At 42.7% G+C, this 24207-nt stretch carries 25 protein-coding genes and 2 pseudogenes; 21 read left to right on the top strand and 6 right to left on the bottom strand.

The window, feature by feature from the left end:
• Positions 1-52: 52 nt before the first annotated feature.
• Together AC0YN7_RS21345 and AC0YN7_RS21350 are read left to right on the top strand one after the other, a co-directional pair.
• Entirely contained in the window at positions 53-1111 is a 1059-nt protein-coding gene (locus tag AC0YN7_RS21345) for a hypothetical protein (protein WP_475812051.1), read from the top strand.
• Between the two features lie 24 nt (positions 1112-1135).
• Complete coding sequence (locus AC0YN7_RS21350) at positions 1136-1543, top strand: hypothetical protein (RefSeq protein WP_475812052.1); 408 nt, start codon at positions 1136-1138, stop codon at positions 1541-1543.
• 921 nt (positions 1544-2464) lie between these two features.
• On the opposite strand, the gene AC0YN7_RS21355 is transcribed toward AC0YN7_RS21350, so the two are convergent.
• Positions 2465-3079: a helicase-related protein gene (locus AC0YN7_RS21355; RefSeq protein WP_475812053.1), complete on the bottom strand. Its 615-nt coding sequence runs from the start codon at positions 3077-3079 to the stop codon at positions 2465-2467.
• Between the two features lie 263 nt (positions 3080-3342).
• On the opposite strand from AC0YN7_RS21355, the gene AC0YN7_RS21360 reads away from it, so the two are divergent.
• From AC0YN7_RS21360 to AC0YN7_RS21390, 7 genes are all read left to right on the top strand, one after another.
• Complete coding sequence (locus AC0YN7_RS21360) at positions 3343-3513, top strand: hypothetical protein (RefSeq protein ID WP_475812054.1); 171 nt, start codon at positions 3343-3345, stop codon at positions 3511-3513.
• Positions 3514-4431: 918 nt separating this feature from the next.
• Positions 4432-5088: a response regulator gene (locus tag AC0YN7_RS21365; protein ID WP_475812083.1), complete on the top strand. Its 657-nt coding sequence runs from the start codon at positions 4432-4434 to the stop codon at positions 5086-5088.
• Positions 5089-6222 (top strand): sensor histidine kinase, encoded by a 1134-nt coding sequence (locus AC0YN7_RS21370; protein ID WP_475812055.1) that lies wholly within the window; start codon positions 5089-5091, stop codon positions 6220-6222.
• A gap of 125 nt (positions 6223-6347) precedes the next feature.
• Positions 6348-7283 (top strand): ABC transporter ATP-binding protein, encoded by a 936-nt coding sequence (locus AC0YN7_RS21375; protein ID WP_475812056.1) that lies wholly within the window; start codon positions 6348-6350, stop codon positions 7281-7283.
• A gap of 32 nt (positions 7284-7315) precedes the next feature.
• Positions 7316-8434 carry an ABC transporter permease gene (locus AC0YN7_RS21380; protein WP_475812057.1) on the top strand — a complete coding sequence of 373 codons (1119 nt, stop codon included), beginning with the start codon at positions 7316-7318 and terminating at the stop codon, positions 8432-8434.
• Positions 8435-8436: 2 nt separating this feature from the next.
• On the top strand, positions 8437-9585 hold the full coding sequence (locus tag AC0YN7_RS21385) for an ABC transporter permease (protein ID WP_475812058.1): 1149 nt from the start codon (positions 8437-8439) through the stop codon (positions 9583-9585).
• A 232-nt stretch (positions 9586-9817) separates the two neighbouring features.
• Positions 9818-9997 (top strand): diguanylate cyclase, encoded by a 180-nt coding sequence (locus AC0YN7_RS21390; RefSeq protein WP_475812059.1) that lies wholly within the window; start codon positions 9818-9820, stop codon positions 9995-9997.
• Between the two features lie 167 nt (positions 9998-10164).
• Here the strand turns inward: AC0YN7_RS21390 and map are convergent, their stop codons facing one another.
• Both map and AC0YN7_RS21400 read right to left on the bottom strand, forming a co-directional pair.
• On the bottom strand, positions 10165-10911 hold the full coding sequence (gene map, locus AC0YN7_RS21395) for a type I methionyl aminopeptidase (RefSeq protein ID WP_475812060.1): 747 nt from the start codon (positions 10909-10911) through the stop codon (positions 10165-10167).
• 7 nt (positions 10912-10918) lie between these two features.
• Positions 10919-11464: a TetR/AcrR family transcriptional regulator gene (locus tag AC0YN7_RS21400; protein WP_475812061.1), complete on the bottom strand. Its 546-nt coding sequence runs from the start codon at positions 11462-11464 to the stop codon at positions 10919-10921.
• Positions 11465-11838: 374 nt separating this feature from the next.
• On the opposite strand from AC0YN7_RS21400, the gene AC0YN7_RS21405 reads away from it, so the two are divergent.
• From AC0YN7_RS21405 to AC0YN7_RS21420, 4 genes are all read left to right on the top strand, one after another.
• Entirely contained in the window at positions 11839-12243 is a 405-nt protein-coding gene (locus tag AC0YN7_RS21405) for a VOC family protein (protein ID WP_475812062.1), read from the top strand.
• A 454-nt stretch (positions 12244-12697) separates the two neighbouring features.
• Positions 12698-13255, top strand: a complete 558-nt coding sequence (locus tag AC0YN7_RS21410) for a DUF1572 family protein (protein ID WP_475812063.1) — start codon at positions 12698-12700, stop codon at positions 13253-13255.
• A gap of 168 nt (positions 13256-13423) precedes the next feature.
• Positions 13424-13711: a hypothetical protein gene (locus tag AC0YN7_RS21415; RefSeq protein ID WP_475812064.1), complete on the top strand. Its 288-nt coding sequence runs from the start codon at positions 13424-13426 to the stop codon at positions 13709-13711.
• 459 nt (positions 13712-14170) lie between these two features.
• Complete coding sequence (locus AC0YN7_RS21420; RefSeq protein WP_475812065.1) at positions 14171-14608, top strand: hypothetical protein; 438 nt, start codon at positions 14171-14173, stop codon at positions 14606-14608.
• 132 nt (positions 14609-14740) lie between these two features.
• Here AC0YN7_RS21420 and AC0YN7_RS21425 read toward each other — a convergent pair whose 3' ends face one another.
• The 3 genes and pseudogenes from AC0YN7_RS21425 to AC0YN7_RS21435 all read right to left on the bottom strand — a co-directional run.
• Positions 14741-15508: a hypothetical protein gene (locus AC0YN7_RS21425; protein WP_475812066.1), complete on the bottom strand. Its 768-nt coding sequence runs from the start codon at positions 15506-15508 to the stop codon at positions 14741-14743.
• Between the two features lie 263 nt (positions 15509-15771).
• Positions 15772-16230 (bottom strand): CAP domain-containing protein, encoded by a 459-nt coding sequence (locus tag AC0YN7_RS21430; protein ID WP_475812067.1) that lies wholly within the window; start codon positions 16228-16230, stop codon positions 15772-15774.
• A gap of 282 nt (positions 16231-16512) precedes the next feature.
• Positions 16513-16611: pseudogene (locus AC0YN7_RS21435) on the bottom strand (IS66 family transposase); the annotation flags it as partial.
• Between the two features lie 106 nt (positions 16612-16717).
• Between AC0YN7_RS21435 and AC0YN7_RS21440 the strand changes: the two are divergent.
• From AC0YN7_RS21440 to AC0YN7_RS21475, 8 genes and pseudogenes are all read left to right on the top strand, one after another.
• On the top strand, positions 16718-17308 hold the full coding sequence (locus AC0YN7_RS21440; protein ID WP_475812068.1) for a DUF4304 domain-containing protein: 591 nt from the start codon (positions 16718-16720) through the stop codon (positions 17306-17308).
• Between the two features lie 273 nt (positions 17309-17581).
• A pseudogene (locus AC0YN7_RS21445) lies at positions 17582-17938 on the top strand (class I SAM-dependent methyltransferase); the annotation flags it as partial.
• A gap of 52 nt (positions 17939-17990) precedes the next feature.
• Positions 17991-18506 carry a GNAT family N-acetyltransferase gene (locus AC0YN7_RS21450; RefSeq protein WP_082596080.1) on the top strand — a complete coding sequence of 172 codons (516 nt, stop codon included), beginning with the start codon at positions 17991-17993 and terminating at the stop codon, positions 18504-18506.
• A 447-nt stretch (positions 18507-18953) separates the two neighbouring features.
• Positions 18954-19472, top strand: a complete 519-nt coding sequence (locus tag AC0YN7_RS21455; protein ID WP_475812069.1) for a GrpB family protein — start codon at positions 18954-18956, stop codon at positions 19470-19472.
• A gap of 563 nt (positions 19473-20035) precedes the next feature.
• On the top strand, positions 20036-20713 hold the full coding sequence (locus AC0YN7_RS21460; RefSeq protein ID WP_475812070.1) for a response regulator transcription factor: 678 nt from the start codon (positions 20036-20038) through the stop codon (positions 20711-20713).
• A gap of 17 nt (positions 20714-20730) precedes the next feature.
• On the top strand, positions 20731-22062 hold the full coding sequence (locus tag AC0YN7_RS21465; protein ID WP_475812071.1) for a HAMP domain-containing sensor histidine kinase: 1332 nt from the start codon (positions 20731-20733) through the stop codon (positions 22060-22062).
• Between the two features lie 263 nt (positions 22063-22325).
• Entirely contained in the window at positions 22326-23288 is a 963-nt protein-coding gene (locus tag AC0YN7_RS21470) for a hypothetical protein (protein WP_475812072.1), read from the top strand.
• A 107-nt stretch (positions 23289-23395) separates the two neighbouring features.
• The gene (locus AC0YN7_RS21475) at positions 23396-23941 is read left to right on the top strand and encodes a dihydrofolate reductase family protein (protein ID WP_475812073.1); all 546 of its coding nucleotides are present in this window, start codon (positions 23396-23398) and stop codon (positions 23939-23941) included.
• The last annotated feature ends 266 nt before the right edge of the window (positions 23942-24207 follow it).

Consider the following 24207-nt stretch of genomic DNA (forward strand, 5'->3'; position numbering starts at 1 on the left):
AACGAGTAAAGTGGGATTTGAGGTGATTTTTAATTGGAAGGGTGTTGGTTAGATGAATACTAAGAAAGCCTATGATCCATCTAAATTGAATCGAAACGCGTATTTGGTAATAGCTTGGTCTGTTCTCTACGGTTCGCTTCATCTTTACTGGTTGCTTAGGGGAACAGGGTACCCATTTCAAAATAAGGAGCTCAACTTATTTGAAGCCATGATTACCTATCTTCCGGAACAGGTTGGAGGCAGCCTTTTAGTCATCATTTGTTTCCTTGGTTTATTAGTTGGTGTGGAAATAAGGAGACCTACAAGAGCGATTCCAAGATGGTTTATCTTCACCTATTTATGGGGAACCGCAGTTGCATTGATTCTCTTCGTACCAGACACAAGTCTGATTGCTTCCATGGCTTATGCATTTCTGTTTAAATTTGATTTTAGTGGGCAGATGGTGAATCAGATCCTATGTATCATTGGTGCACTTTCTTTTGGTTTTGCCGCCGTAGCTTTCCAAAGAAAAATGCGAAATGCTTGCGAATACTGCGGACGAACCGAAAATGAGAAACCGTTTTTTCTCGTTCGATGGGGCAAATCGATTACCTATATTGCCGTTCTTGCTCCCCTGCCCTATGCAATTACCCGATATGCCTGGGCACTCGATATCCCATTGGGAGTTAATAGGAGTTTTTTACAAGATTTTTCGAGTGAAAATCCAATTCACCATATAATCGAATGGATATTTGGATCTTTATGTATAGCTGGCGGCCTCCTCACTCTTGGCCTCATTCAAAAATGGGGCGAAAGATTCCCTTATTGGTTTCCATTCATTGGCGGCAAAAGAGTGCCCGTTTTATTAGCAGTGATCCCGGCAACCTGTGTTGCCATTGCCGTAACAAGCGCCGGATTTGTCTTTACCTCATCTTTTATCGCGGTCGAATTTCATCTTGTATCCGCTGATAATATCTTATTGAGCCAAAAATGGGGTGCATTTGGACCGATGCTTTTCTGGATTCCTTGGGGAATTGCGTTAGGTTTGGCTACCATCGCTTACTATTTACGTCGGCGAGGTCGATGTGGTCACTGTGGTAGAGGAGAGATCAAATCCATAAATAAAATCTAAAGTTTTTGATAGGAGGATTTCCGGATGAGAAAACTAATTTTAACAATTGCTACCGTTATTTTTATGATTGGAGTCTTGCATATTGTTGTGACTCCAATCACTTACCAGGGATATACGATCGATGATCTTTGGTTTGCGAGTTTCGGTTTAGCACTTATTTTTCTTGCTTTTATAAATTATGTTCTGATGAACATCAAGCAAAGGCAGACAAAAGTTTTTGTTGTCTGCCATGTGGCAAATATACTGTGTACGATTTTGGTTTCACTGCTTATTTACGTTTGCACTTGCTCCTCATATCATTATTTTGTTTGTTTTATTAGTTTTGGAAACTTTACTTGTCATCAGATTTCAGTTCTCTTCAAATCTGATTACTGTCAATCCGAAAAGCAGAGAGCTGTGACCAAATTGTTTTTCCGTTTGCGTGGTACTTGATCGTGCAGCCATCAATCACTTCCAGTTTCTTTTCCTTGACACCGTTCGGGTGTATCAAGTCACATTTTTCATTTTCCACGATTTTCCTCCAATAATCAGCTTTTTGTTAATTATATCTCATTTCAATGATAATGATTAACTCTTGCACCATTAGTGGTTCATTACAGCTCAATAAATAACCAGAACGAGGCTGCCGGCATGGGTCGGCAACCTCGTTGCGCTAGCGGGCAGATTACATCAACGGCTATTGTTCAGATTAAAACGGGTATAATGAGAAATAAATCAAAATGTTAAGTTGAATATCAATGCCAAGGATAGGAGGGGATTGTTATACAGTTTACTTATCTTCGAAGTATCGGTTCAATAACCATTGTTCTCGGATTGTTGTATTTTCCGGCGATATTACAATATTTTTTCGGTTTAGAATCAGCACCACTTGGGGGTATATGGTTTCTCGTACAATCTATCATGGGGGTGGCGTTACGTTCGAAAGAATGGCTAGTCAAGAGAAAGATAATTAAATACCTCTTGCTTGGAAATCTCGTTTATAGTTAAATTCCAATTAAGCTGCGATTACGAAAACCGGATTCCCTTTTAGGAGTAAAGGGGCCGGTTTTTTCATGCAATGAATTGCTTAGCGTACGATTATTTTCGTTTCGTGAGGCGATCCCTCTTTAGGCAGTTTAGTGATATGTAGACTGCGTATGTTCTTGAATGGATTCCTGACCAAGACGAGGAAACGTTCTCGATTCTTATCGACAATAAAATGATAATTTGTATTCATATCGATCGCTTCACCTTGGAGCTGGTGAGAGCAGGTCAACTTATTCCCTTACAGGAGTATAAACAAAGATTGAGTAGGATCAGACAACAGCATGAGGCTGCCGCGGAATTGATTGGCAGCCTTGCTGCAGCGTTACACTATGGGTTCCGGCATTCCCGATATTCGAATTCGTCGATTTTGCCCGACGTTAGGAGATAATATATAGTCGCTTCTTTATGATATGAAGTTTGTCTCGATATGCGGTTGTTGCGCTGCAGAATATCAGAGTAGCGAGCCGGATAATCATAGTGCACAAGATGATTTGCCGTCGTAACGTCGAGACCGGTGTTTACGGAATCCGTAATAAGCAGAACGGTGGATTCCGGGATTTTATTAAATCTGTCAATCATCTCATTGGCCTCATGGATGGAAAGCTGTGTCGTAATAATAAGAACGCCCTTGATGTCCTCGTCCGCAGAAAGCTCGTCTAATAACAGGGCGGTGACGGCATTCGATTTGGAGATGACGATCGCCTTTTCCCTTCTGTCACTCACATCTCGGATGATGGACCTCAGCATGTTCATTTTTTGCGGATTCTGGTTGCACATAAGCGTCATTTGCTCTTTAATCGCCATGAGCTGTTTTTTTTCATGAATGGAGGAGGCCCGGCTATTTCGCTCGGAAGCCGTAAAGTAATTATTCAAAAGCTTCAAGTATTCGGTTTCATATTCGGGCTCCAAGGATACGACGATCTGTTTTTCAGTAATGTTCATGATATCAGTCATCCTTCCTGCTCTTCCTATTCTTTGAATAATAGCAACGTAACTTATGATACGGTTTTCTCGACGAAACGGCAAGCTTCATAAAATGGAATTTTACAACGCGACGGCAAGAAATATTACCTGGCTAATGAAAAATATACATCGCTGGTGTACTTGATGAACACATGGTACGCCCTCAAAATGAATTTGGTCGAGGAAGCACCCGGTTATGTGTGGGACCGGAACGCAATCGTTTTGTATGGCAGGGGCTGCGGATGATCCAGGAGATACGCGAGACTGGTGTGACTGTCTCCTCATTCCGCGCATCGAACAGCCACTACGCTATTAGTACAGTACGCGGACGACAGTACCCGGCTCCATTACAACACGACCGCATAAGAGAAGGCTTTCGGATACTTCGGTACGTTGAAGGAAACACGTTATAATAGGTATTCATTGAGCTAACGGGGAAGTACGACAAGGAACATGAGGTGTGAAGTACAGGTAGATTCGGCAGAACGAAGGCTGGAGCCATTCTAATAGAAAAGGTATGCCAATGGATATGCCGCGCGGCTGAAAAACTGGATATGGTGAGAATGTTCAAACAGACTGAACTGACGAACTTCCGAATGTACAGGTCTAAAGTTAGAGCATGTGGAAACATATGCACCATCAAAAGATGGGGTGAGCGGCGTAAAGTAAAAATTTTTCCTATGAAATACGCTATGCCGAACAATGGCGGCATTGGTCTCACAGGCTTAGAGGAAGCACCTAAGTCCAGAAAGAATAGCTAGGATGTAAGGGACTTGGAAAGCAAGGGACGTTGCAACAAGGGCTGTTACCCAAAACGGTTGTTATAAGGCATATGCCAAATACATTAATCCTTGTGAGGGCAGGGGCGCGACTGGTGAATCTCCTGTAATGGGAGTGAAGGAACAGCCCCAATAAGAAAAATTGTTTTCCAAGCGTGAATTGCACCGATCAGGTAGGAACGTGGGGACATCAATGGATGCCACAGTGCAAGCTACTAGGATGCCAAACCGTCAATATCCTTGAGTAACGAGGAACTTATGATTTAGTAAATTCAGTTAGAGGGAACGCCGGATGCTGGGAAACTGGCACGTCCGGTGTGAAGCAGGGGAAAAGCCGGAGATTACATCAAACGCTTACCTATTGCGACCTATAGCGTAACAATCACCAGGACGAGGCTGCCGGTATGGAACGGTAGCCTTTTTGAACTGTTCCAGCTATTATCTTGTCAAAATTTATTTATTAATGAACGAAAAGAAGAATGCTATACTAATAGATAAATATGACAATGTGATGGTTATTGCTAAATAGCGGTGAACGGAGAGTGAGCAGTGTTGAAAATAAAGATCATTATTGCCGATGACAATCCCTTTATCCGGGAAGGAATGAGGATCATACTGACCACTTTCGATGAGTTCGAAGTATTGGCGACGGTTCAGGATGGTCAAGAAGCCGTAGATTTCTGCCGGGAGAATGTAGTAGACGTGGCACTGCTCGATGTGCAGATGCCCAAAATGAATGGTGTGGAAGCGACCAAGCTGATCTCCGAGCAGACAGGAACCAAAGCGCTAATCCTGACTACCTTCGATGACGAGACATTTATTCTCGATGCGATCCGCAACGGGGCGAAGGGATATCTGCTCAAGAATAACGAACCGGAGCGGATCCGGGATGCCATTATAACTGTATACAACGGACATAATGTTCTGCAGGATGCTGTGCTGGATAAGCTGAAATCTAGTTTGCTAGAGGATAAGGATAAAGATAAGAAAGAAGATAGAGGGAGTAAGATCAACAGAAGCTTATTTACTGATAGAGAGCACGACATAATGTCCCTTATCGCGAAGGGGCTTTCCAATCGTGAAATCTCGAAGAATCTGTTCATCTCAGAAGGTACCATTGCCAATCACATTACTTCTATCCTAGCTAAGAAGGGTCTTACGCATCGTACACAAATCGCGATTTATTTTCTGACCGGGGAAGTGGATTAAATGACGGAGCGGGGAACCCCTGTAGAACTCTGGACAATGGGCATTAAAGCGATTCTCTTAAGCTATGTGGCCATTCAATCCTATGTATCGGTAGGTTCAATTTCACCATGGTATATGCTGTCCATCCTCCTCTACCTGTGTTTGAATATTTCCATTCATATCGCTAAAAAGGTTAGTATCACGACGATCGTGCTTCTGCTGTCCATGCTGGTTACCGCAGCGTCCTCGTCATACATCCAACCCTTATTCTTACTTCTGTTTCCTCTGAACATATACGAACTATTCACTATATACCTGCGTAAACGCGGAATTATTCTATTTCTTATGCTGGTTCCACTCTTGTTGCTGTCTCAAGAATCTCAAGCCATTTTGGTTACATATGGTCTCGTTGCGATGCTAAGTTTCCTCTACTATCTCTTGCTTAACACCTACATTAGCAAAATTGCAGACCTCAAAGAATACATAGAAAATAGTAACGAACATATCCAGCAGTTGACTAAAAGTCTAAATGAGAATAAAGAATATATCAGACAGTCCGATTACACGATTAAGCTGGAGGAGCGTAACCGACTGTCCCAGGAAATTCATGATAAGATCGGACATTCGATGACAGGTGCATTGATCCAGATGGAAGCCTCGAAGCGCTTGTTCACCTCCGATCCGACCAAGTCGGCGGAGCTGCTGCAGAATGCAATCCATATCTCCAAGGATGGGATCGAGAGCATCCGCCTTGTGCTTAAGAATATGAAGCCGCCGACAGAACAGCTCGGAATGAATCGGATGAAATTATTTGTTGATGAATTTTCAGCGAAGCATACGGTCAGGACCTCCCTCACTCATGAAGGTAATGTCGACATCATTACTCCGATCCAGTGGAAGGTCATTCAGGAGAACACTCAGGAAGCGTTGACCAATGCCATGAAATATTCAAACGCTACTTTCATCTCCATCCATATCGAGGTACTGAGAACCTTGATCAAGGTCGAAGTATCGGACAACGGTAAAGGAGAGCAGAAGGTGATAAAAGGCTTGGGAATAATCGGCATGGAAGAGCGGGCAGCAAGCGTAAATGGTACGATTATCTTCGATGGCTCTAGAGGCTTCAGTGTCACTACATTAATTCCTCACGGATAAGATGACATTTGCGTTAATTAGATAGGAAGATTCTCAGGGGTTAAGGATGAACTTGTGCACTGTCACATGGGCATCCTTTTTTATTACAATTACATTATCCTAAAGACGAAACGGGAGTGTGACGAATGAACGTACTTGAAATTAAGCAACTTACGAAGAAATTTGGAGATTTTATTGCCGTGGACAATATCACGATGTCCGTGAAGGAAGGCGAGATATTCGGATTTCTGGGTGCGAATGGAGCAGGTAAGAGTACGGCCATCAACATGATTGCCTCTCTGCTCCGGGTTACCAAGGGTGAAATCGAAGTTCTTGGCAAGAGTATCGCTAAGCATGGCAAATTCGCGAAGATGAACATCGGGATTGTGCCGCAGGAAATGGCTATTTATGAGGATATGACAGCTTACGAGAATGTTTATTTTTTCGCCGGATTATACGGACTCAGAGGGGCAGAGTTAAAGGAGCGGGTGATTGAAGCACTAGCATTCGTGGGACTTGGCGACAAGCACAAAAGCTATCCCAAAAATTTTTCAGGCGGCATGAAGCGAAGATTGAACATAGCCTGTGCAATCGCCCATCGGCCAAAGCTACTCATCATGGATGAGCCAACGGTGGGGATTGATCCGCAATCTCGCAACTATATTCTTGGTTCAGTGAAGAAACTGAATGAATTGGGCTGTACGATCATCTACACCAGCCATTACATGGAGGAGGTCGAGGAGATCTGTACAAGAATCGCCATTATCGACCACGGCAAGATCATCGCGGAAGGAACGAAAGGTCAATTAAAGGCCATCATTACGAATCAGAAAAATATAGGTATCGAGGTCCGTTCGGCGGAAAATCTGGATAGGAACAAGCTAGAGGGAATTGCTGGTGTAAACCGGGTTGAAGTGGAGGATCGAATCGTTAAGATCACCTCTGATTCCGAGGTCAATAATTTGAACCGAATCATCCAGCAGTTGATGGCGGACGATATTGAAATACGTTCAGTGGAAGAGAATGAGCCTAGTTTGGAGACGGTGTTCCTGACATTGACAGGAAGAAGCCTGCGAGACTGACAAGAAAGAAGGGATAAGGAGGAGAAGGGGAAATGAATGCATTCAGAATAATGCTTAAAGAGTTAAAGGTTATCCGCGATCCCAAGATGCTTTTGTTCTTGGTGGTTTCGCCGCTATTAACCATGCTTATTATGGGAACGGCGCTTACGAATGCTTTTAACGGCAGTTTAACGGTTGGAGAGATCAACGTACTTTATAAGAATAATAGCACATCGAGTGAGTTCTCTAAATATTGGGATGACTTTACGGGGCAGATGCATAAAGTCGGCATTAAACTCGAGAAGGCAGACGAGAAGACGGATGGGAAGATAGAAGTGAAGAACAACCGCTATGCGGGTTACGTCGAGATTTCGGACGGTGGGCTGAAGTATTACAGCAGTAGTCAAAGCTTGATTGAAAGCGATATTGCTAAGAGTGTGCTTACAGCTTTTGCAGATCGTTACCGATTGGCGGCTGAAGTAGCAGGTACAGACTCGGAGCAAGCGGATGCGATCATGACCGGAAGCGGCGGTGAAAGCTATGTGGTGGAGGAGTCGCTGAATGCGACAAGAAAACCTGGTGCTATGGACTATTTCGCTGTAGCGATTACGACAATGATTATTTTATATAGCGCCTTGACGGCCGCACAATTAATAGACGGTGAACGCAAAAGGAACACAGTTGTCCGATTGCTTGCTTCACCGGTGACGAAAATCGAAATTTTCGCGGGTAAATTAGCAGGGCTTGTCGTGCTGAATTTTATACTAACAATTGTCGTAGTACTCGTCAGTAAGTACATGTTTAATGCCTATTGGGGTGAAAATTTGGGTCTAGTGTTTCTAACGCTCTTTACTGAAATCATTTTCGCTGTGAGCTTGGGACTCGGGTTCAGTTATATCATCAAGGGTAATGCATCAGGCACTGTTGTTATGATTATTATCCAATTGGCTGCATTTCTTGGCGGTTCATACTTCCCGGTCGAGAAGGCTACGGGAATCATGGCAACCCTCTCTTCTTTTTCTCCGCTGCAATGGTCTAATTCTGCACTTCTTGAAATTATATACGCAGATAGTCTTTCAGCAACGGTTAACGCCATGCTTTTAAATATCGGCTTCGCGGTCGTCTTGCTTAGTATCGCATTAACGATGATGCGCAAAAAGGAAGGGTTGTAAGTATGAGAGACACGTTATGGTTGATCCGGAAAACATTTATTTCTACATTTAAGAATTATTTGAATCTATTTCTATACTTCGTCTTTCCTGTTATGGGAATTCTGCTCGCGACTCTAGTCCAAGGAAGCTCGGGAGAAACCGAATTGAGAATGGGCATTGTTAATCATGATGGAGGTCAGACGATTACAAAGAGTGTTATTGAATCGGTGGGCAGACAGGATTCCATGCTTGTAAGTGAGATTGAGGAGAATGAGATAAAAGAGCTGATTGCTTCTGGTGAGCTAGATGCAGCAATTATCCTTCCCGCAGGTTTCACGCAGAGCTTGATTGTCGGCAATCCCGCAAATGTTAAGATCGTATCCATTAAGGGGGCGCAGGTTACCGGACCTGTCAAGGCATCTTTGGATCAACATATTAACAATATGGCTTCGATTGGGAAGGTGGCTAAAGGAGATGAGGCTAAATTTTATGCCCTTTATGAGGAATTTCAAAAAACAGGCTTCGAATTATCAGCTGAGTCAGTAGAGGATCAGTCCGTAAATTACAACAAAACGAATCAATCAATAGGTTACTTGCTCGTCCTCATGCTGGTGTCTGCTTCGAATTTATCTGGAATTCTTATTAAGGAAAGAGAGAATAGAACCTATTATCGCCTTTTGTCCTCACCGATCAATCCTAGAACTTATGTCTTATCTAATATCATCGTAAATTTGACAATGATGATGCTGCAGATTGCAGTGACACTTTTGATCATGATAAATATTTTTCGTGTCGATCCGGGTGTTCCTTATTGGAGCATGTTCCTAATTCTTGTGTTATTTGCTCTGGTGGCAATAGGTCTATCGCTTGTAATCGTGGCATTCTCAAGCAGCTCTTCAGGAGCCAGCGGCATGCAGAATATGATCCTTATTCCTAGCAGCTTGCTGTCTGGATGTATGTTCCCGCTTGCATTAATGCCGGAAACCATGCAGCAGCTCGCACACTTTCTTCCCCAGTATTGGCTTCTGGATACCTTTAGCAATCTACAGCAAGGGGTATCTATTGGGGAATTAACCTTGAACCTGATCATTTTGATTGCTTTTTTCGTGGCCTTATCTTTAATAGCCGTCTATAAGTTTGGCAGGAACAATGATACTCGAAGCTATATTTAAGAAAATAATCTAATCCCAAATTCTAATTATCAACATCCAGTCTACTATATTGTAGGAAAGTAACCCAGATTATAAAGGGGTGAGCCAATTCAGAGTCATTAAGACAATATCAAAAAGCCTTTATTCTTGGGCGTGTTAAACGCAAACCAACAGATAAAGACCAACGTGAACCTAACTGGAAACCTCTCTCTGAGACATAACACTTCGTTAAGCTAACGAGCAGGATAACGCAATGGACCGCAGTCGAAATAAAGGACAGAATTGCTCGATTAACGACACCCATGGCCATCATGCGGGAGACCTTGTATTGCATCATCTGGCCCGGTTATTGTCCGAGTCAGCCGGCGTTTCCGATTTTGTCGCGCGATTGACCGGAGATGAATTCGTCGTACTGGCTTGTGATAGCGCCTAGGCGAACAGCCTCATCACGATCCTTGAGGATACGCTTTCCGCGAACCTGCTTCAGCTCCTTTGGGCTCTATAAGAGAGCGGATGAACGCATGTATCGGATGAAGTAAGATGCTATGCCGAATACGTAAAAAAGAGGTCGACCATCTTGTTGGTCGGCCTCTAATTATTCTATTGCGCGGTCAGGATTTGTGGACCTTCAGCGGTGATGGCGATCGTATGCTCGTATTGGGCGGCGAGCTTGCGGTCCAGCGTCCGGGCGGTCCAGCCGTCAGGATCGATTGTCATGTAGTAGGTGCCTTCGGTGATCATAGGCTCGATCGTGAACACCATGCCTTCCTTGATGCGGAGGCCTTTGCCGGGCTTGCCGACATGCATATAGTTCGGCGCCTCGTGCAGGTCCCGACCGATGCCATGGGCGAGAAGGTCGCGCACGACGCCAAAGCCGTTCGATTCGGCATGCCGCTGAATCGCGCTCGTCACGTCGCCGAGCCGATTGCCGGGTTGCGCCTGCGCGATGCCGAGGTCAAGGCATTCCTTCGTGACGCGCATCAGCTTCTCGGCCGTCGGCGAGATCTTCCCGACCGCATAGCTCCAGGCAGAATCGCCGAGCCAGCCGTCGAGCTCCGCGACCGTGTCGATCGTCACGATATCGCCTTCCTCAAGTGGTTTATCAGTAGGGAAGCCATGTGCGATCACGTCGTTGACGGAGGCACAGGTCGCATATTGATAGCCCTTGTAGCCCTTCGTGTATGGCTTGGCGCCGTGCTTCAAAATAATGTCCTCGAATATGCGCTCAATCTCGTTCGTCGTGATGCCCGGTTTGATGAGCGGGGCGATCGTGCGATGGCATTCGGCCACCACTTGGCATGCCTTGCGGATGGCCTCGATTTCATGCTTGCTTTTTAAGATGACCATGTTTGTATCAGGACTCCTTCGTAATAGCTTGCATCGCGAGTTGGGCGATTCGATCGACGTCCAACTCGGAAGTGCTCGCATAATAGTGCAGCCCGCAACAGCCGACCAGCACGGCAAGCATATAGTCGACGCTGTCGTCTTCGCGCTGGGCGATCGATTGGAGCGGAACGTACAGCCGTTCCATGAATCGTCTCTTGGCGGGGTGCCGATCCTTCTCAGGCAAGCCTACATAATGTTCCGCCGCCATTTTGTAGACGAGATATGCGCGGGCGTCCGACTGCCACAGCCGGAGCAGCACCTTGCAATACGTCAGTAGCTGCCTGTTATCCGGGGTGCCGCGGCTGATATTCGCCCATTCTGCCAGGGTTTGCTCGCATCGCTCGAAGCCGCTGCCCAGAACATCTTCTATTAGTAAATGCCGGTTGGGGTAATAATGGTATACCGTGCCGTAACCGAGCTCGGCCTCGCGGGCGACGTCGCGAATATCAAAGCTACCGCCCGTGCGGAAGTAGGCGCGCGCGGCGAAGTCCAGGATCTGTTCTCTGCGCTGCATACGTATGAGCTCATTTTGTTCTTTGGTACGGGGGCACATGGGCGCGTGAACCTCCTTTTATAGACCTGCAAATTTGTCAATGTAAAGAGTGTAACGCATGGGGCGGAGAAATGCAATTATCTATTGGTGTTCAGCGAAACAAAGTATTAGACTGAAAAATAAAGTACTAGACCGTGAGAATAAAGTTGTAGACTGCACGCTCTCGTTAAGCTAACGGGCAATAGAGCAGAATAAATATAAAAGATATTTTTGGATAATAAAGGGTACTGAATTAATATTCTTGAATAAATAAAACAGCAATGTGATCTTCGAAAGGGTAGTTGAATATCAATCGTTGATGATTCTAAATTAATAATTGAAAGGAATGAAGAAAATTGGTAGAGACGATACTTCAAAGTGTTTCATATCTACAAGTTCCAGTTAAAAATCTTGAGGAATCTACCGAATGGTACGTCGGTAATCTGGGATTCAAGGTACAATGGAAACGACCGGACAACAAAATGACTATTCTTGAACTTCCTTCAGGTCCGGAAATTTTTCTATGTGAAACGGAATTGACCCAGGGAATGATGTCTGTTGTTATAGGCTTTGAAGCAGCAGATATTCGGAAGCTACTATACGATTTGCAGAGTAAAGGGGTACATATTGGCGAGATCAGAGAAAACGGAGGGGTAATTGAATACGGAGACATCAAAGAGATCCTTGGAATAGATTTTGACTTTTATGATCCCAGTGGAAATAAGTTAGTGGTACATGGCACTCCAAAGTTCGTTGAGTAGAGCCAAGTCCAACGACTCAGGGTGAAATCAGCGAGATCAACTATAGTGTCGTGATCCGACTTATTCAGGGGACGAGGCTGCCGTTAAGAAACGGTAGCCTCGTTGAGCTAACGGGCAGTTTGACGTAACAAAATGCTTTTATATATGTTTAATGTTATAAGAGGTGAACACAGTGGTACGTATTTCAGACACAATCCATAATCTATACTCTTGGCAGCATCGAAGATATCCTTTGCATCTAGAGTCCACAGATCTGATGACAACGGAAGTCGAAGATGATGAATAGCTTCGTCTTTCACTCTACGGAGGGAGATTAAGCGAATGCGCTTATCTAGCTTTATGAGAGGGATACACGAGTGCGTAGATTAGGAGTTATACGCAATTCCTAAATAATAATAGTTCACATTGATGGAATAAGATCTTTAAAACAATATGCGAAAGTAAGGTGTTAGAAATGGATAATGAGCAAATTTATTTGGATAGTATCAAAAAACAATTTCTTTATTACAAAACACTTGGGGAAAAAGCCATTAATCAAGTAGATCCCGAACATTTATTTGTAACTTTTAATGACGATTCTAATAGCATCGCAACTATAGTAAAACACTTATGGGGAAATATGCTTTCAAGATGGACAGATTTTCTAACCACTGACGGAGAAAAGTCCTGGCGAGATAGAGATTCGGAGTTTGAGAATGACATTAAAACTAAAGAGGAGCTTTTAATAAAGTGGAACGAAGGTTGGACATGTTTATTCAATGCAATTGATTCAATTAAAACTGATCAATTATCACAAATTATTTATATACGGAATGAAGGGCACACAATTATAGAAGCAATCAATAGACAATTAGCACATTGCCCATATCACGTTGGGCAAATTATTTACGCTGCAAAAATTCTAAAGAAGAGTAGTTGGGAAAGCTTATCTGTTCCAAAGAATGGTTCTAAACAATATAATAACGACAAATTTTCTAAAGAAAGGGCTACAAAAAAACTTATAGATGACTAAAGAAATTTAATTAGTTGTGCTAACGGGAAACGATAGCGGAGGAGCTTCCTATGTGGTAGCTCCTCTTTTCTATTGAACTAACGGGCAGATTTGCTCAACCAAATGTAACTCCCTAATAACGGATTCGTATTAAAATTATCCAGATTTAACCTTGGGATGAGGGATTTCATGACTAAAGGTAAATTAATTTCTAACATAATGGTTGGGCTTTTATTTTCTATTTTATGGATATTAATTGGAACTATTCTTTACATTAATTCGCTATCAATACTGTCAGGACTTTTAAACTCCAAAATCGAAATGAAATTCCTTCCATATTTCTTGTGGGGCATTCCCTTTATAGTAGTTGTATTTGGTGTGATGTTCATAAAAAAACTTGGTTATAAAATTTCTTTAATCTCATTCTTGGTTGGAACCATACTTTTTTCCTTAATAATTCCTGTCCTTTTTGAATAAGGCTACACTAGTTAACCCATTCCGCTAACGGGCAGTTTAGAGCAACAATATATGTTCCACTTTCGTTCAACCTATATGGAGGTGATATCCATGGCAAGGTTAGCGGTAGTACTTTTAGTTTTTAGCGTATTATTAGTTGGTTGTGGAAATCCAGTTAGTTCATTTAAGGGACAGGTTAGAGAAATACGGGATAAAGCCTTTCTTGTCGGCTGCTCAGAAGCTGCAAACAAAGTTTCGAGATGTGAATGGTAAGCCTTTGAAGTCAAATGACATTTCACAAAGTTCAACCGTTAACATTATCTTAGAGAAACCAGTGGACATCAGAAAAAGCATTGAGAAAAATCTGCCTGGCGTTCTCACAGCAAAAGAAATTGTAATGTTAGAAGAAAGCTCAGAGTGAAGGTTAAGCTAACGGGTGACGATAATGCAGAATCTGCTCACTACAGTAAGGAGGACAAGATGATTGGGCTAAAATCAAATCCTATTGGTAATGATTACAAACAAATTATTGACTTTGCAACGAGACGGTCTCCTTTATTTATACTAGCAGATAGAGAAATCTTATTTAGAAGTGAGCATTGCGTTGCAACTTTTAAAAAACTGGAGCCCTTCTTGGTTAATGTACACAGCTATAATGATTTGCATGGACGAAACGAAATTGCTTACACAGATGGATATTTTTATGTGTATAGGTGCTGTGAAGAATCCGCTAAAATATTGGCAGAAGTGGCGGATAGTTTATTTTCCTGGCAACACCCCAATTGGCCCGAGGATCTTTGTTTTTTAAATAACGATGGGTCTGATTTTATGGTATCAATTGCTCATGAAGAAATCGGTTATATTCGGTTAAACAAAGGGGATTTATTTTTGCCAAATGAGTTATTAGAATTATTTTAATACTGAATCGTTGAACTAACGGGACACGATAGCGGAGGAGCTTCCTTTGTGGTAGCTCCTCTTTTCTATTGAACTAACGGGCAGTTTAGTTACATTTACAGCCCATGCAAAAGGTGTTAGTAAAAAGCACATTTAACTTTTTCGTTCTTTTGCTTTTTGTATTTGTTTTAGCCAAAAATCTGGTGGCTCGTAAACAATAAGTGAATAATCAAGTTCATCACCGTTTGGAGTTGCTAATTGCACAAGTAATAATTTCTTTAAATCAGAAGGATGTAAATCACCAGTTTTAATGGTTAAAACTTGTACACCATTTCGTTTAGGATTGCCCACTACAATTATTTGGTTCCCCTTAGTATAAACATCTGTAACCGCTATTTGAAAAGTTACAATATACAAATCAAGGTCAGTTTTATTCTGAAACATAGGGAAATCAATGCCAATGTTTTGTTTGAAATTCAACTCGCCTGAAATTCCAATGTCATAAGTTGTGAATAGCCGATGGAGTGCGTAATGTATTCGCTCAGGCACATAACTCCATCTTCCTCCCCAATATGTGCTATGCCATTGTTCCTTATATATGGGTCTTTCATAATTAGGCTCATTTTTAATTATATTGAAGCGAATTCTTGTTCCTTTATCCATTACCGCAGGAATAGAAAGAGTGTCAGTTGGATAACTTTTATCGGCTTCAACTTGCTCTGGTGCTTTAACGATTGTAGTCGGATAAGGAGGCTCAAGCTGAGTCAAACGCTTCTCCAACTCTTTAGCCCGCTTTTTTACCTCTTGGCAGTCATTTATTTGGGGATTCTGTAATCTTTGAGCATAAGAAGGAGTTAAGTAAACTGAGAAAACGATTAATATAAATACTGTAATAACATAACCCTTGCATAATTTTGACATCTTCACCACCTCATGTTTATGTTGTTACGTTATGAGCATTTTTATGTAACAATTTTTCTTGCACTAAAAAGTTCACTTGCCTTGTTAAGCTAACGGGCAGGTTGTTATGGCAAAATGAGGAAAATGTTCAGATTGATGTAGCAACTAAGGGGTTGTTTATTTGTAAGCGTCAAACAGCCCCCACCATACGGTCATGATGAGGGCTGTTTGACTTCTACACTTATAAAGGGAATGAATGTAGCCGTGATACCATCAACTTTGTACTATCCTCTCCAAAATACTTGAACCCAGTAACGTCCTAATTTGCCTCCTGTTGTATACCAGACTCCAGTGTATGTGAAGTTTGGATTTAAAATGTTTGCTCTGTGTCCGGGACTGTTCATCCAACCAGCTACAACTGCTATTGGATTTGTATAGCCATATGCAAGGTTTTCTCCATAAGCGGTCCATCGAATTCCAAATCTAGTATACTGTTGTCCCATGTTACCATAAACGGGAGAAACATGACCAAAATACCCTTTATCTCTCATGTCTATTGCCTTGTAATACGCCATCCAATCAAGAAGATTCGATTCTCTTAATGCCGGGATGCCTCGACTAGTTCTTTCTAGATTAACTAAACGAATGACGTCTTTGTAAAATTGATTAATTGATATTTTTTTCTTAAATGCAGAGAGGCCCTTTTCTGCAGCGGGATTTGAAATGCTCCTCATAGGACTCATTCCTCGCTTGCCCCTCATAGGACTCATTCCTCGCGTGCCTCTCATAGAACTCATTCCTCTTTTCATTTAACGCCACCTTCCCTTCAAGTAAGTGTTAGTATTGAAGTTGTTACCTAAATATCCTATTAAATCGAAGGGAAGAGAGGAACGGCAGGTAACTATACAAGAGTCCATTTACTAGATATGGCTCACGCCACTGGTCTCCGCGATGAAAGCTTATCCGATTCCTTGTGAGCTCTCGTCTCTGGCGGAGCAACTTTCAGCGCTTCATCGTATTTACGGCGCGCTTGCCTTCGCGCAGCGTGGCGTGTTCGCAAATAACCAGTTCTCTCTCCCGATAACGAACGGCTTGATTGAGCGTTCACTGCGGTTGTTATCGATCGCGAAATCGCGGCATCGCACAGAGCAAAAAAGCCCTGATATCAAGGGGCTTTTTTTGTTTCCTATGATTTTCAAATCGAGTTTCAACTATGAAAGGTGGGTGTAAATGACTATTCATTATAGTGAACAACTGAATGAGATGATTTCGAATTTATTCGAGCCTAAATTGCAAGAACTTGGCTTTAAGCGTTCAAAAAACACCTTCTCTAGAAAAGTAAATGGTATCCGTCAGGTGTGCCAAATACAAAAAAGCCGAAGTAACAGCAACATATTCGTATCGTTCAGTGTTGGAGTGGGTGTCTACCATCCCGACTTTGCAAAATCACAAGGAAGGAATTTGAAATTTGATCCCATGTTGATTAGCGTACCATTGGCTAACCTTGTTGAAAATGCATTGCAGAAAAAAACCTATCTCAATTGGTATAGAATGGGTGGTATCCCTGGGTTTGCACCTTATGGTGGCTTATCAGAAGATACGTTTGATCTGGATGATCCATTTACGAGATACGACCGAATATGGAAAGACCCGAATAAATTGGCTTATATACTAAATCAGGACATTAATCTATGTATCATTCCATTTTTTGAGTCTACCGATACAGAAGCTAAAGTTGTGAAGTTCGTAGAGGCTAACCAGTACTATAATTTTTTAAGTGAGCTTGGACGGCTATTTATTGATGAAAAATCCGATCTTTGATAATTCTGTGTTGTGCTAACGGATACGAGAGTTGAGAAGCTTATTCCCTTCCATTCATTGAAGCTAACGGGCAGGATAGTTCAATTAAAATTAATAATTCTCTTGTTCAAATATTACAGATTATGCCATAATTAAGCATCCTATAAGAAAGAGAGTGATTAAAATGAAAATATTTAATTTATTTTTCCGTAGAACGAATTTAGAGGTGCGGAAGGGATAATCATTTTCTAAAGTCCCTTTCTAAGATACCAAATATGGAGGGGAAATAACTATATGTCTTTCAGTAAATATGGTGCATTATGTACAGAGGTATATGACCACACAAAGAAAATTGGTGATTCTTTTGGTGGGGATGTAGAGTATTATCGAGATCAGTTAAAACATACAAAGGGACGCATTCTTGAAGCAATGGTTGGTTCTGGAAGAATATTAATTCCATTACTGGAATCTGGTCTTGTAATAGACGGTGTTGACTATTCTCCCGAAATGTTAGCTTCTTGTCGTAAACGTTGTGACGAACGAGGATTAAACACAACCTTATATGAGTCGGATTTACAAGTGCTTTCTTTACCACACAAATATGAAGCAATAATTATTCCTGGCGGGTCATTTTTACTCATAGAACAACGAGAAGAAAGGAATTTTTGAAAGGTTATTGATATAATAGAAAGGTGGGAGATTTTTGATAGAAACAAAACGTCTTATAATTAGAGAAATGGTGCAGTCCGATTATGATGCATTGTGCGGAATATTGTGTGATGAGGAAGTAATGCGTGCTGCTTATGAAAGTGCATTCAACTTAGAAGAAGCACAAAATTGGCTTAACAGACATCTTAAAAGATATGAAGAGTATGGTTTTGGACTTTGGGCTGTTGTATTAAAAGAAACAAACGAAATGATTGGTCAATGTGGCTTGACAATGCAAGGCTGGAGAGAAAAAGAAATTTTGGAAATAGGATTTTTGTTTCAAAAAGCGTATTGGCACAAAGGTTACGCAACAGAAGCGGCAATTGCTTGCAAGGAATACGCTTTCTCAGTTCTTAATGCAAATAGGGTTTATTCTATTATTAGGGACACAAATATAGCCTCTCAAAAAGTTGCTGTTCGAAACGGTATGAATATTATTGATAAAGATACTAAGAATTTTAGGAATATAGATATGGAATTTTTTCTGTATTCTGTAGAGCGAACAAAATGAGCATAATACAAAGTAAAAAACAATTGATAATGTAATATGCCTTTAAATGCTATTATGAAAGTCAAATTGATAAATTCCAAGTTGTAGAGATAATTTTGATTCTCAATCGTTTTCAATTGCGAATATAAAAGGAGGGAAAATTACATCCCTCCTTTAAGCATATCCATATACCAATATTATTATCTAACAGAGCTTAATTGATATAAAGAGTATCAGCACTTAAACTATAAAGTTTTGGTATAAGTTTTAGTATATATACTAAATCTTAAGCCCTTTATTCTAAAGGGCTCAAGCTTATTCAGTATATATATTACTTATAATAAGATATCAGCAACTCCTCTTTTTTTATTGAAGTAACTGGCAGAATAGCTTATAAAAACAATACTTAAGTCCACTCCAATGTGATATTATTTTCTAATGTCTATTTATTTAGCGGGGGTAATTATTATGGGAATTGATGAAGCCATCACGGTTACAGAATATAATGATCTGTGGCCAAATTTCTATGAACATGAGGCAAGTAACCTTAAAAAAATATTTGGTAGCCTAGCCAGAGAAATACAACATTTCGGAAGCACATCAGTACCAGGTATGATTGCAAAACCTATTATTGATATCTTGATAGGTGTCTTAAACATGGATCTAGACAAAACAATTATTAAAGATTTAATACAAGCCGGTTATGAAGGATTTGGAGAAGCAGGTGTTCCTGGGAGACTCTATTTTCGAAAACGGAAAGAAGGACAAGCATTCAATCTTGCCATCGTAGAATGGAACGGCGAGCAATGGAACAACAATATTCTAATCCGACAATTCTTGAGACAGAATCCTGAAAATGCTAGAGAATACTCCGAAAGAAAATTTGAAGCTGTCTCAAAAGGTTTAACAACATTGTTATCTTACTCAGATGAGAAAGCTGAATATGTTTACAATTTACTACAAATGGCAAAACATCCTTTAAATTAACGGGAAACTATAGCTTAATCCACCCCCTGTGAAGGCAGCCGATATCTAGCGGCTGCCTTTCCCCAAGAATGGGCAGGATCGTACGAGCATAGCGAGAAATAAATAATGTAAGTTTATTTGTAAGCTGGGATTTTACTTTCATTTGATCAGCCATCCAGAATCTGTTTGTTTATCGAAAGGAAGGCAAACGCGCGGCAAACGATATATGTTCTTGTCCTCTGTCGGAGAACAAGAACATACAACCATAAGGAGACGTCAAATTGGCGTTTTTTTATTTTTATGATATAAGTTCTTGTCCCATGTAGAGGACAAGAACGTATATCGTTAACCGAAAAGGACAAGAACATGTATTCATAACCGATTTGATGAATATCTAAAATCTAAAGACTGAGGACAAATGAAGTCCTCCGATACATTGAAAACATTTTTAAATGGCATGATTTTCCGATTCACCAGATTATCAAATGGAAGATCGACATCTAATATCATTGATTTCCCAATCTCCTCAGCAGCCATAATATGCTAGACTACCTATATATCACTTTTTAGGGGACCATAACACGATGAAGACATTTACCATCTTGTACATTGAAGACGATCAGGAAATCGGTTCCTGGTCCAGAGACTTTTTAATAGGTCAAGGCTATGGGGTGATCTGGAAGACTTCAGGCCAAGATGCGGAGGTAGCAATAGAACACTGCGATCTAGTCGTTTTGGATATTATGCTTCCGGGTTTGGACGGATTCACGGTCGGTCAGCGGCTAAAACGGATCAATCCCGCTCTGCCCATCCTGATGCTTACGGCCAGAACCTCAATCGAGGATAAGCTTACAGGCTTGTCTTTTGCCGATGATTACATAACGAAACCTTTTCATCCGGATGAGTTGGCTGCCCGTATCCAAGTCCTCCTCAGGCGTACCGGCGCTGCGGAAACGGAACAGCTTCAGATCCGGCATTTAACGATCGACCGGAAAGAAAGCCGTTTATGGAATTCCGAAACCAGGGCAGAGATTGTGCTTACAGGTAAGCAGTTCCATATATTCATGTATTTCCTGGACCATCTGAATCACATATTGACCCAAAAACAGATTTATGAATCTGTTTGGGGCGAGCCGCATTTGGGTGGAGATAAGACGCTGACGGTGCATATCCGGCATCTGCGCGAGAAGATCGAGTTGGATTCCGGTTTCCCCAAAATTATCGAGACAATCCGTGGCGTCGGATACCGGGTGCGATCATGAGAATCCGAGGCTCTTTAATGAGGAAATACCTGATCCTTATTTTGACCGCCTTGCTTCTATGGCCGATCATTCCGGCGATGTTTTATTTGCCGGTCTATTTATTCAGGGAGCATGCGCTGTATGTTCCTGAGGAGATCAGCCGCATGTGGCGGCAAGAAGCAGTCAAGCTGGACGGTGCTAGTAGGGATAAGATACATGAAAAGCTAAACAAGTTGAACGAAGACTATCCGGATGCTGAGATGTTCTGGGTGGACCAGTCGGGGAAGAAGTATCCTGTCATGGACCACCCGTCGGATATCCCCGAGCAGTGGACGTATGAGGATGCTCTCTCATTTTGGGCACGACACCGTGGACGTGAGACGTTTGCCGTAACGTCACTCATCGGAAACGATCCAAAGCAGGGGGTTATGGTGATTCAGATTCCCGAATCCCATATTCTGTCTGCAGAAATGTCGCTATCAAGAAACGCGCTGCTCGTTCTTCTGTTCTTCGTAATCTATCTGTCCTTTTTCGTGCTGTCCTGGCTCTTCTTCGTTCGTCTTCGCAGAAGACTCATCAGGCTTCAATCAGCGATGACAGTAAACAGGCTGAAGGATATTCCGGATGAAGTCACCATAAGCAAGGACGACGAAATCGGAGAACTCGAAGGGGCGTTTAATCGGATGGTACGAGAGCTTAAGGACAGCCGTAACCGGGAGAGGAAGGAGGAGGAACTACGCAAGCAACTTATTTCGAATATTTCCCACGATCTCAGGACGCCGCTGACCGTGATCCGGCAGCATACCCATACTGTTCGGAAAGACCCTTCTTCCTCCCGGGGACAGGCTTCGCTTGACGTAATCGAGCACAAACTGGATGATGTGAGTAAGCTGATGGATAACCTTCTTTCGTACACACTGCTGTCCGCGGGAAAGTATCCGTTGCGCGTGCAAACAATCGATATAGCTGAAGAAATCAGGAACAGAGTCGCCGAGTGGTATCCGGTATTCGAGAACAAGGGCTTTGAGGTCCTTGTTGAGCTTCCTGAGCGGCCGCTGAGATGGGTTGTAGATCCGTTGTGGTTTAACCGGATCCTTGACAATGTGTTTCAGAACGTGATGCGTCATGCTGGGTTGGGTCGGTACATAGGCATTCAAATCGTTGAACGAAAGGGGCAGTCGATGCTTGTCATTCAAGACAAAGGTCCTGGTTTCTCTGACGAGTCACCTGAAAAAGGCGCGGGGATCGGTTTGGCCATCATATCGATGATGGCCAAGGAGATGGGCATGCAGTGGGAACTGGAATCCTACGCAAACGGTAGTGCATTTTATATATGGTCGGAAAAGAAGCTGCAGCGTGAGTCATCTTAGATGATTTGCATGCGGTTTCCTTTTTTTTAATATAACATTCCATTTGGATCGGGGGCTCTAACAACTTCCGGATAAAACAATTTAACCTAAACTTAAACTTGAGGTCACTTTACTTTTCGATACATGAAATAGAATGGGATATGTGGTGATCAGAAAAGGTGAATTTATAGGGAATTGAGTGGAGTTCGATCTGGACCGCTTCGGTGGTTTAATATGGCACGATATCGAAACCATTGGAGAGTTGTTTAAGGAGGTAAGAAAACATGCAGTACGACAAGAAGGTAACGGCGGGGCGGCTTGCCCCGCAATGGATGAAGATGCGTAGGTTTTGTGGCTATGGCGCCGCCATAGCGGTGATGCCGTATCTTCTGATTAAAATCGTCTGGACTTTCGGTCTCTTCATTCCGACCGAGCAAATGGGCGATGCTAGCTGGCGCGCGATCAACGCAGCAACTGCTGTTCTCTCTATGGTCGGCATCCTGCTGGCGCTGGCATTCAGCAGGCCGTGGGGTGAACGGCTACCCGCATGGCTGGTTGCCCTCCCCGTGTGGGTAGGCACTGGTCTGCTCGTTCCGATGCTGTTGCTGGCACCGGTGCTTGGACCGGCCGCCATGACTCGGGACATGGCGGCAGGTGCAGCCGACATCTGGATCTACGAACAGATATTCGTCATGGTCTCGTTGATCGGGGTTGGTATTTTCCTGCCGCTTGCCTTGGCGGGATACACCAAAGCGCGGTGGCCGGAGGCGCTGGGTGGTCCGACCGACATGGAATTGCCGGGACACACCCGGGATATGCAGATCACCTTAGGCAGGCTCATCGCAGCTGGCTGCATAATACTGGGTGCCATCAAGATGTATTGGGCGGCAAGCGGTACCCTCGGTATCGACCCGGACAGGCTGGATGACCGCGATGTGTGGTGGCATCTACTGACATTGAGTACCGGTGCATGGGCCTTGGCGGGGGCGTGGGGTTTGCTGGTGCTGATCTACCGCCGCGGGTCGCGGAGTTTCCTTCCACCGATGGTAGCGGCATGGATTTCGTCGGGTATGCTGTTCTCATACAATCTCTTCTCCGCCATACGCACCGATTCTGAGTCTTCCCCGGAGTACCCGCTGCCACGGGTCCTAACCACAGAGGCTGGCACCGTACTGGGCGTAATGATGGCCATGATCATCCTGCTGGTACTGCACGATCGTCGGCGAACTCTGAGCGGCAAGCCCTGAGGATCCGTTATGACCGAACATACAGAAATTTTTAAATATTCCTTGACAGGAATATTCCTTCAAGGGTATATTGTAGAAACAATACAAAAACAAAAGGAGTTTTGAAAATGAGAAAAGTAAAAGTATCGATGTATTTGACATTGGATGGGGTTATAGAGAATCCGGCCTGGACAGCGCCCTACTTTAATGAAGAGGTAGGGAATTTTCAAACGGATTTGCTATTTTCTAGCGATACTCTTTTATTGGGTCGTGTGACTTACGAAGGGATGGCAGCAGCTTGGCCAACTATGACCGATGAGGTGGGTTTTGCCGACAGAATGAACGGCTATCCAAAGTATGTTGCAACTACAACCTTAGAAGAAGGTCCATGGAATGCAACCATGATCAAAGACAATATTGTGGAAGAAGTATCTAAGATAAAACAACTGCCTGGTCAGGATATCTTGATCTATGGCAGCGGTGATCTCATCCACACGTTAATGGAACACGATCTCATCGATGAATATCATTTCATGATCCAACCAGTCGTACAGGGAAGCGGAAAACGTCTTTTCAAAGACGGGAGCTATACAAAAGCATTAAAGCTTGTTGAAGTACAAACGACCTCTACTGGTGTATCCATCCTTTCCTATCAACCGGAGAAAAAGAACTAAATCCTATTGTAATTGTTAGAGGACAAGAACATATAGTGCGTACAGGATCCGTGTTTATCGCGGATTCTTTGTTTTTACGCTACATGTTCTTGTCCAAAGCGACGGACAAGAACATATAGCGTTAGCCGCGGCCGACGTGCTGGCCTTGCCATTAAGCTAACGGGCAGTATAGTGTAAAAGGACTCTTCTCATGAATGCCCAATATGGGATAGAATGGGTAAGAAAACAGCTGATATAACCAAAAGCAAATATGATTGTGGGATCTT

It is taken from the genome of Paenibacillus sp. J31R122, assembly GCF_056269185.1.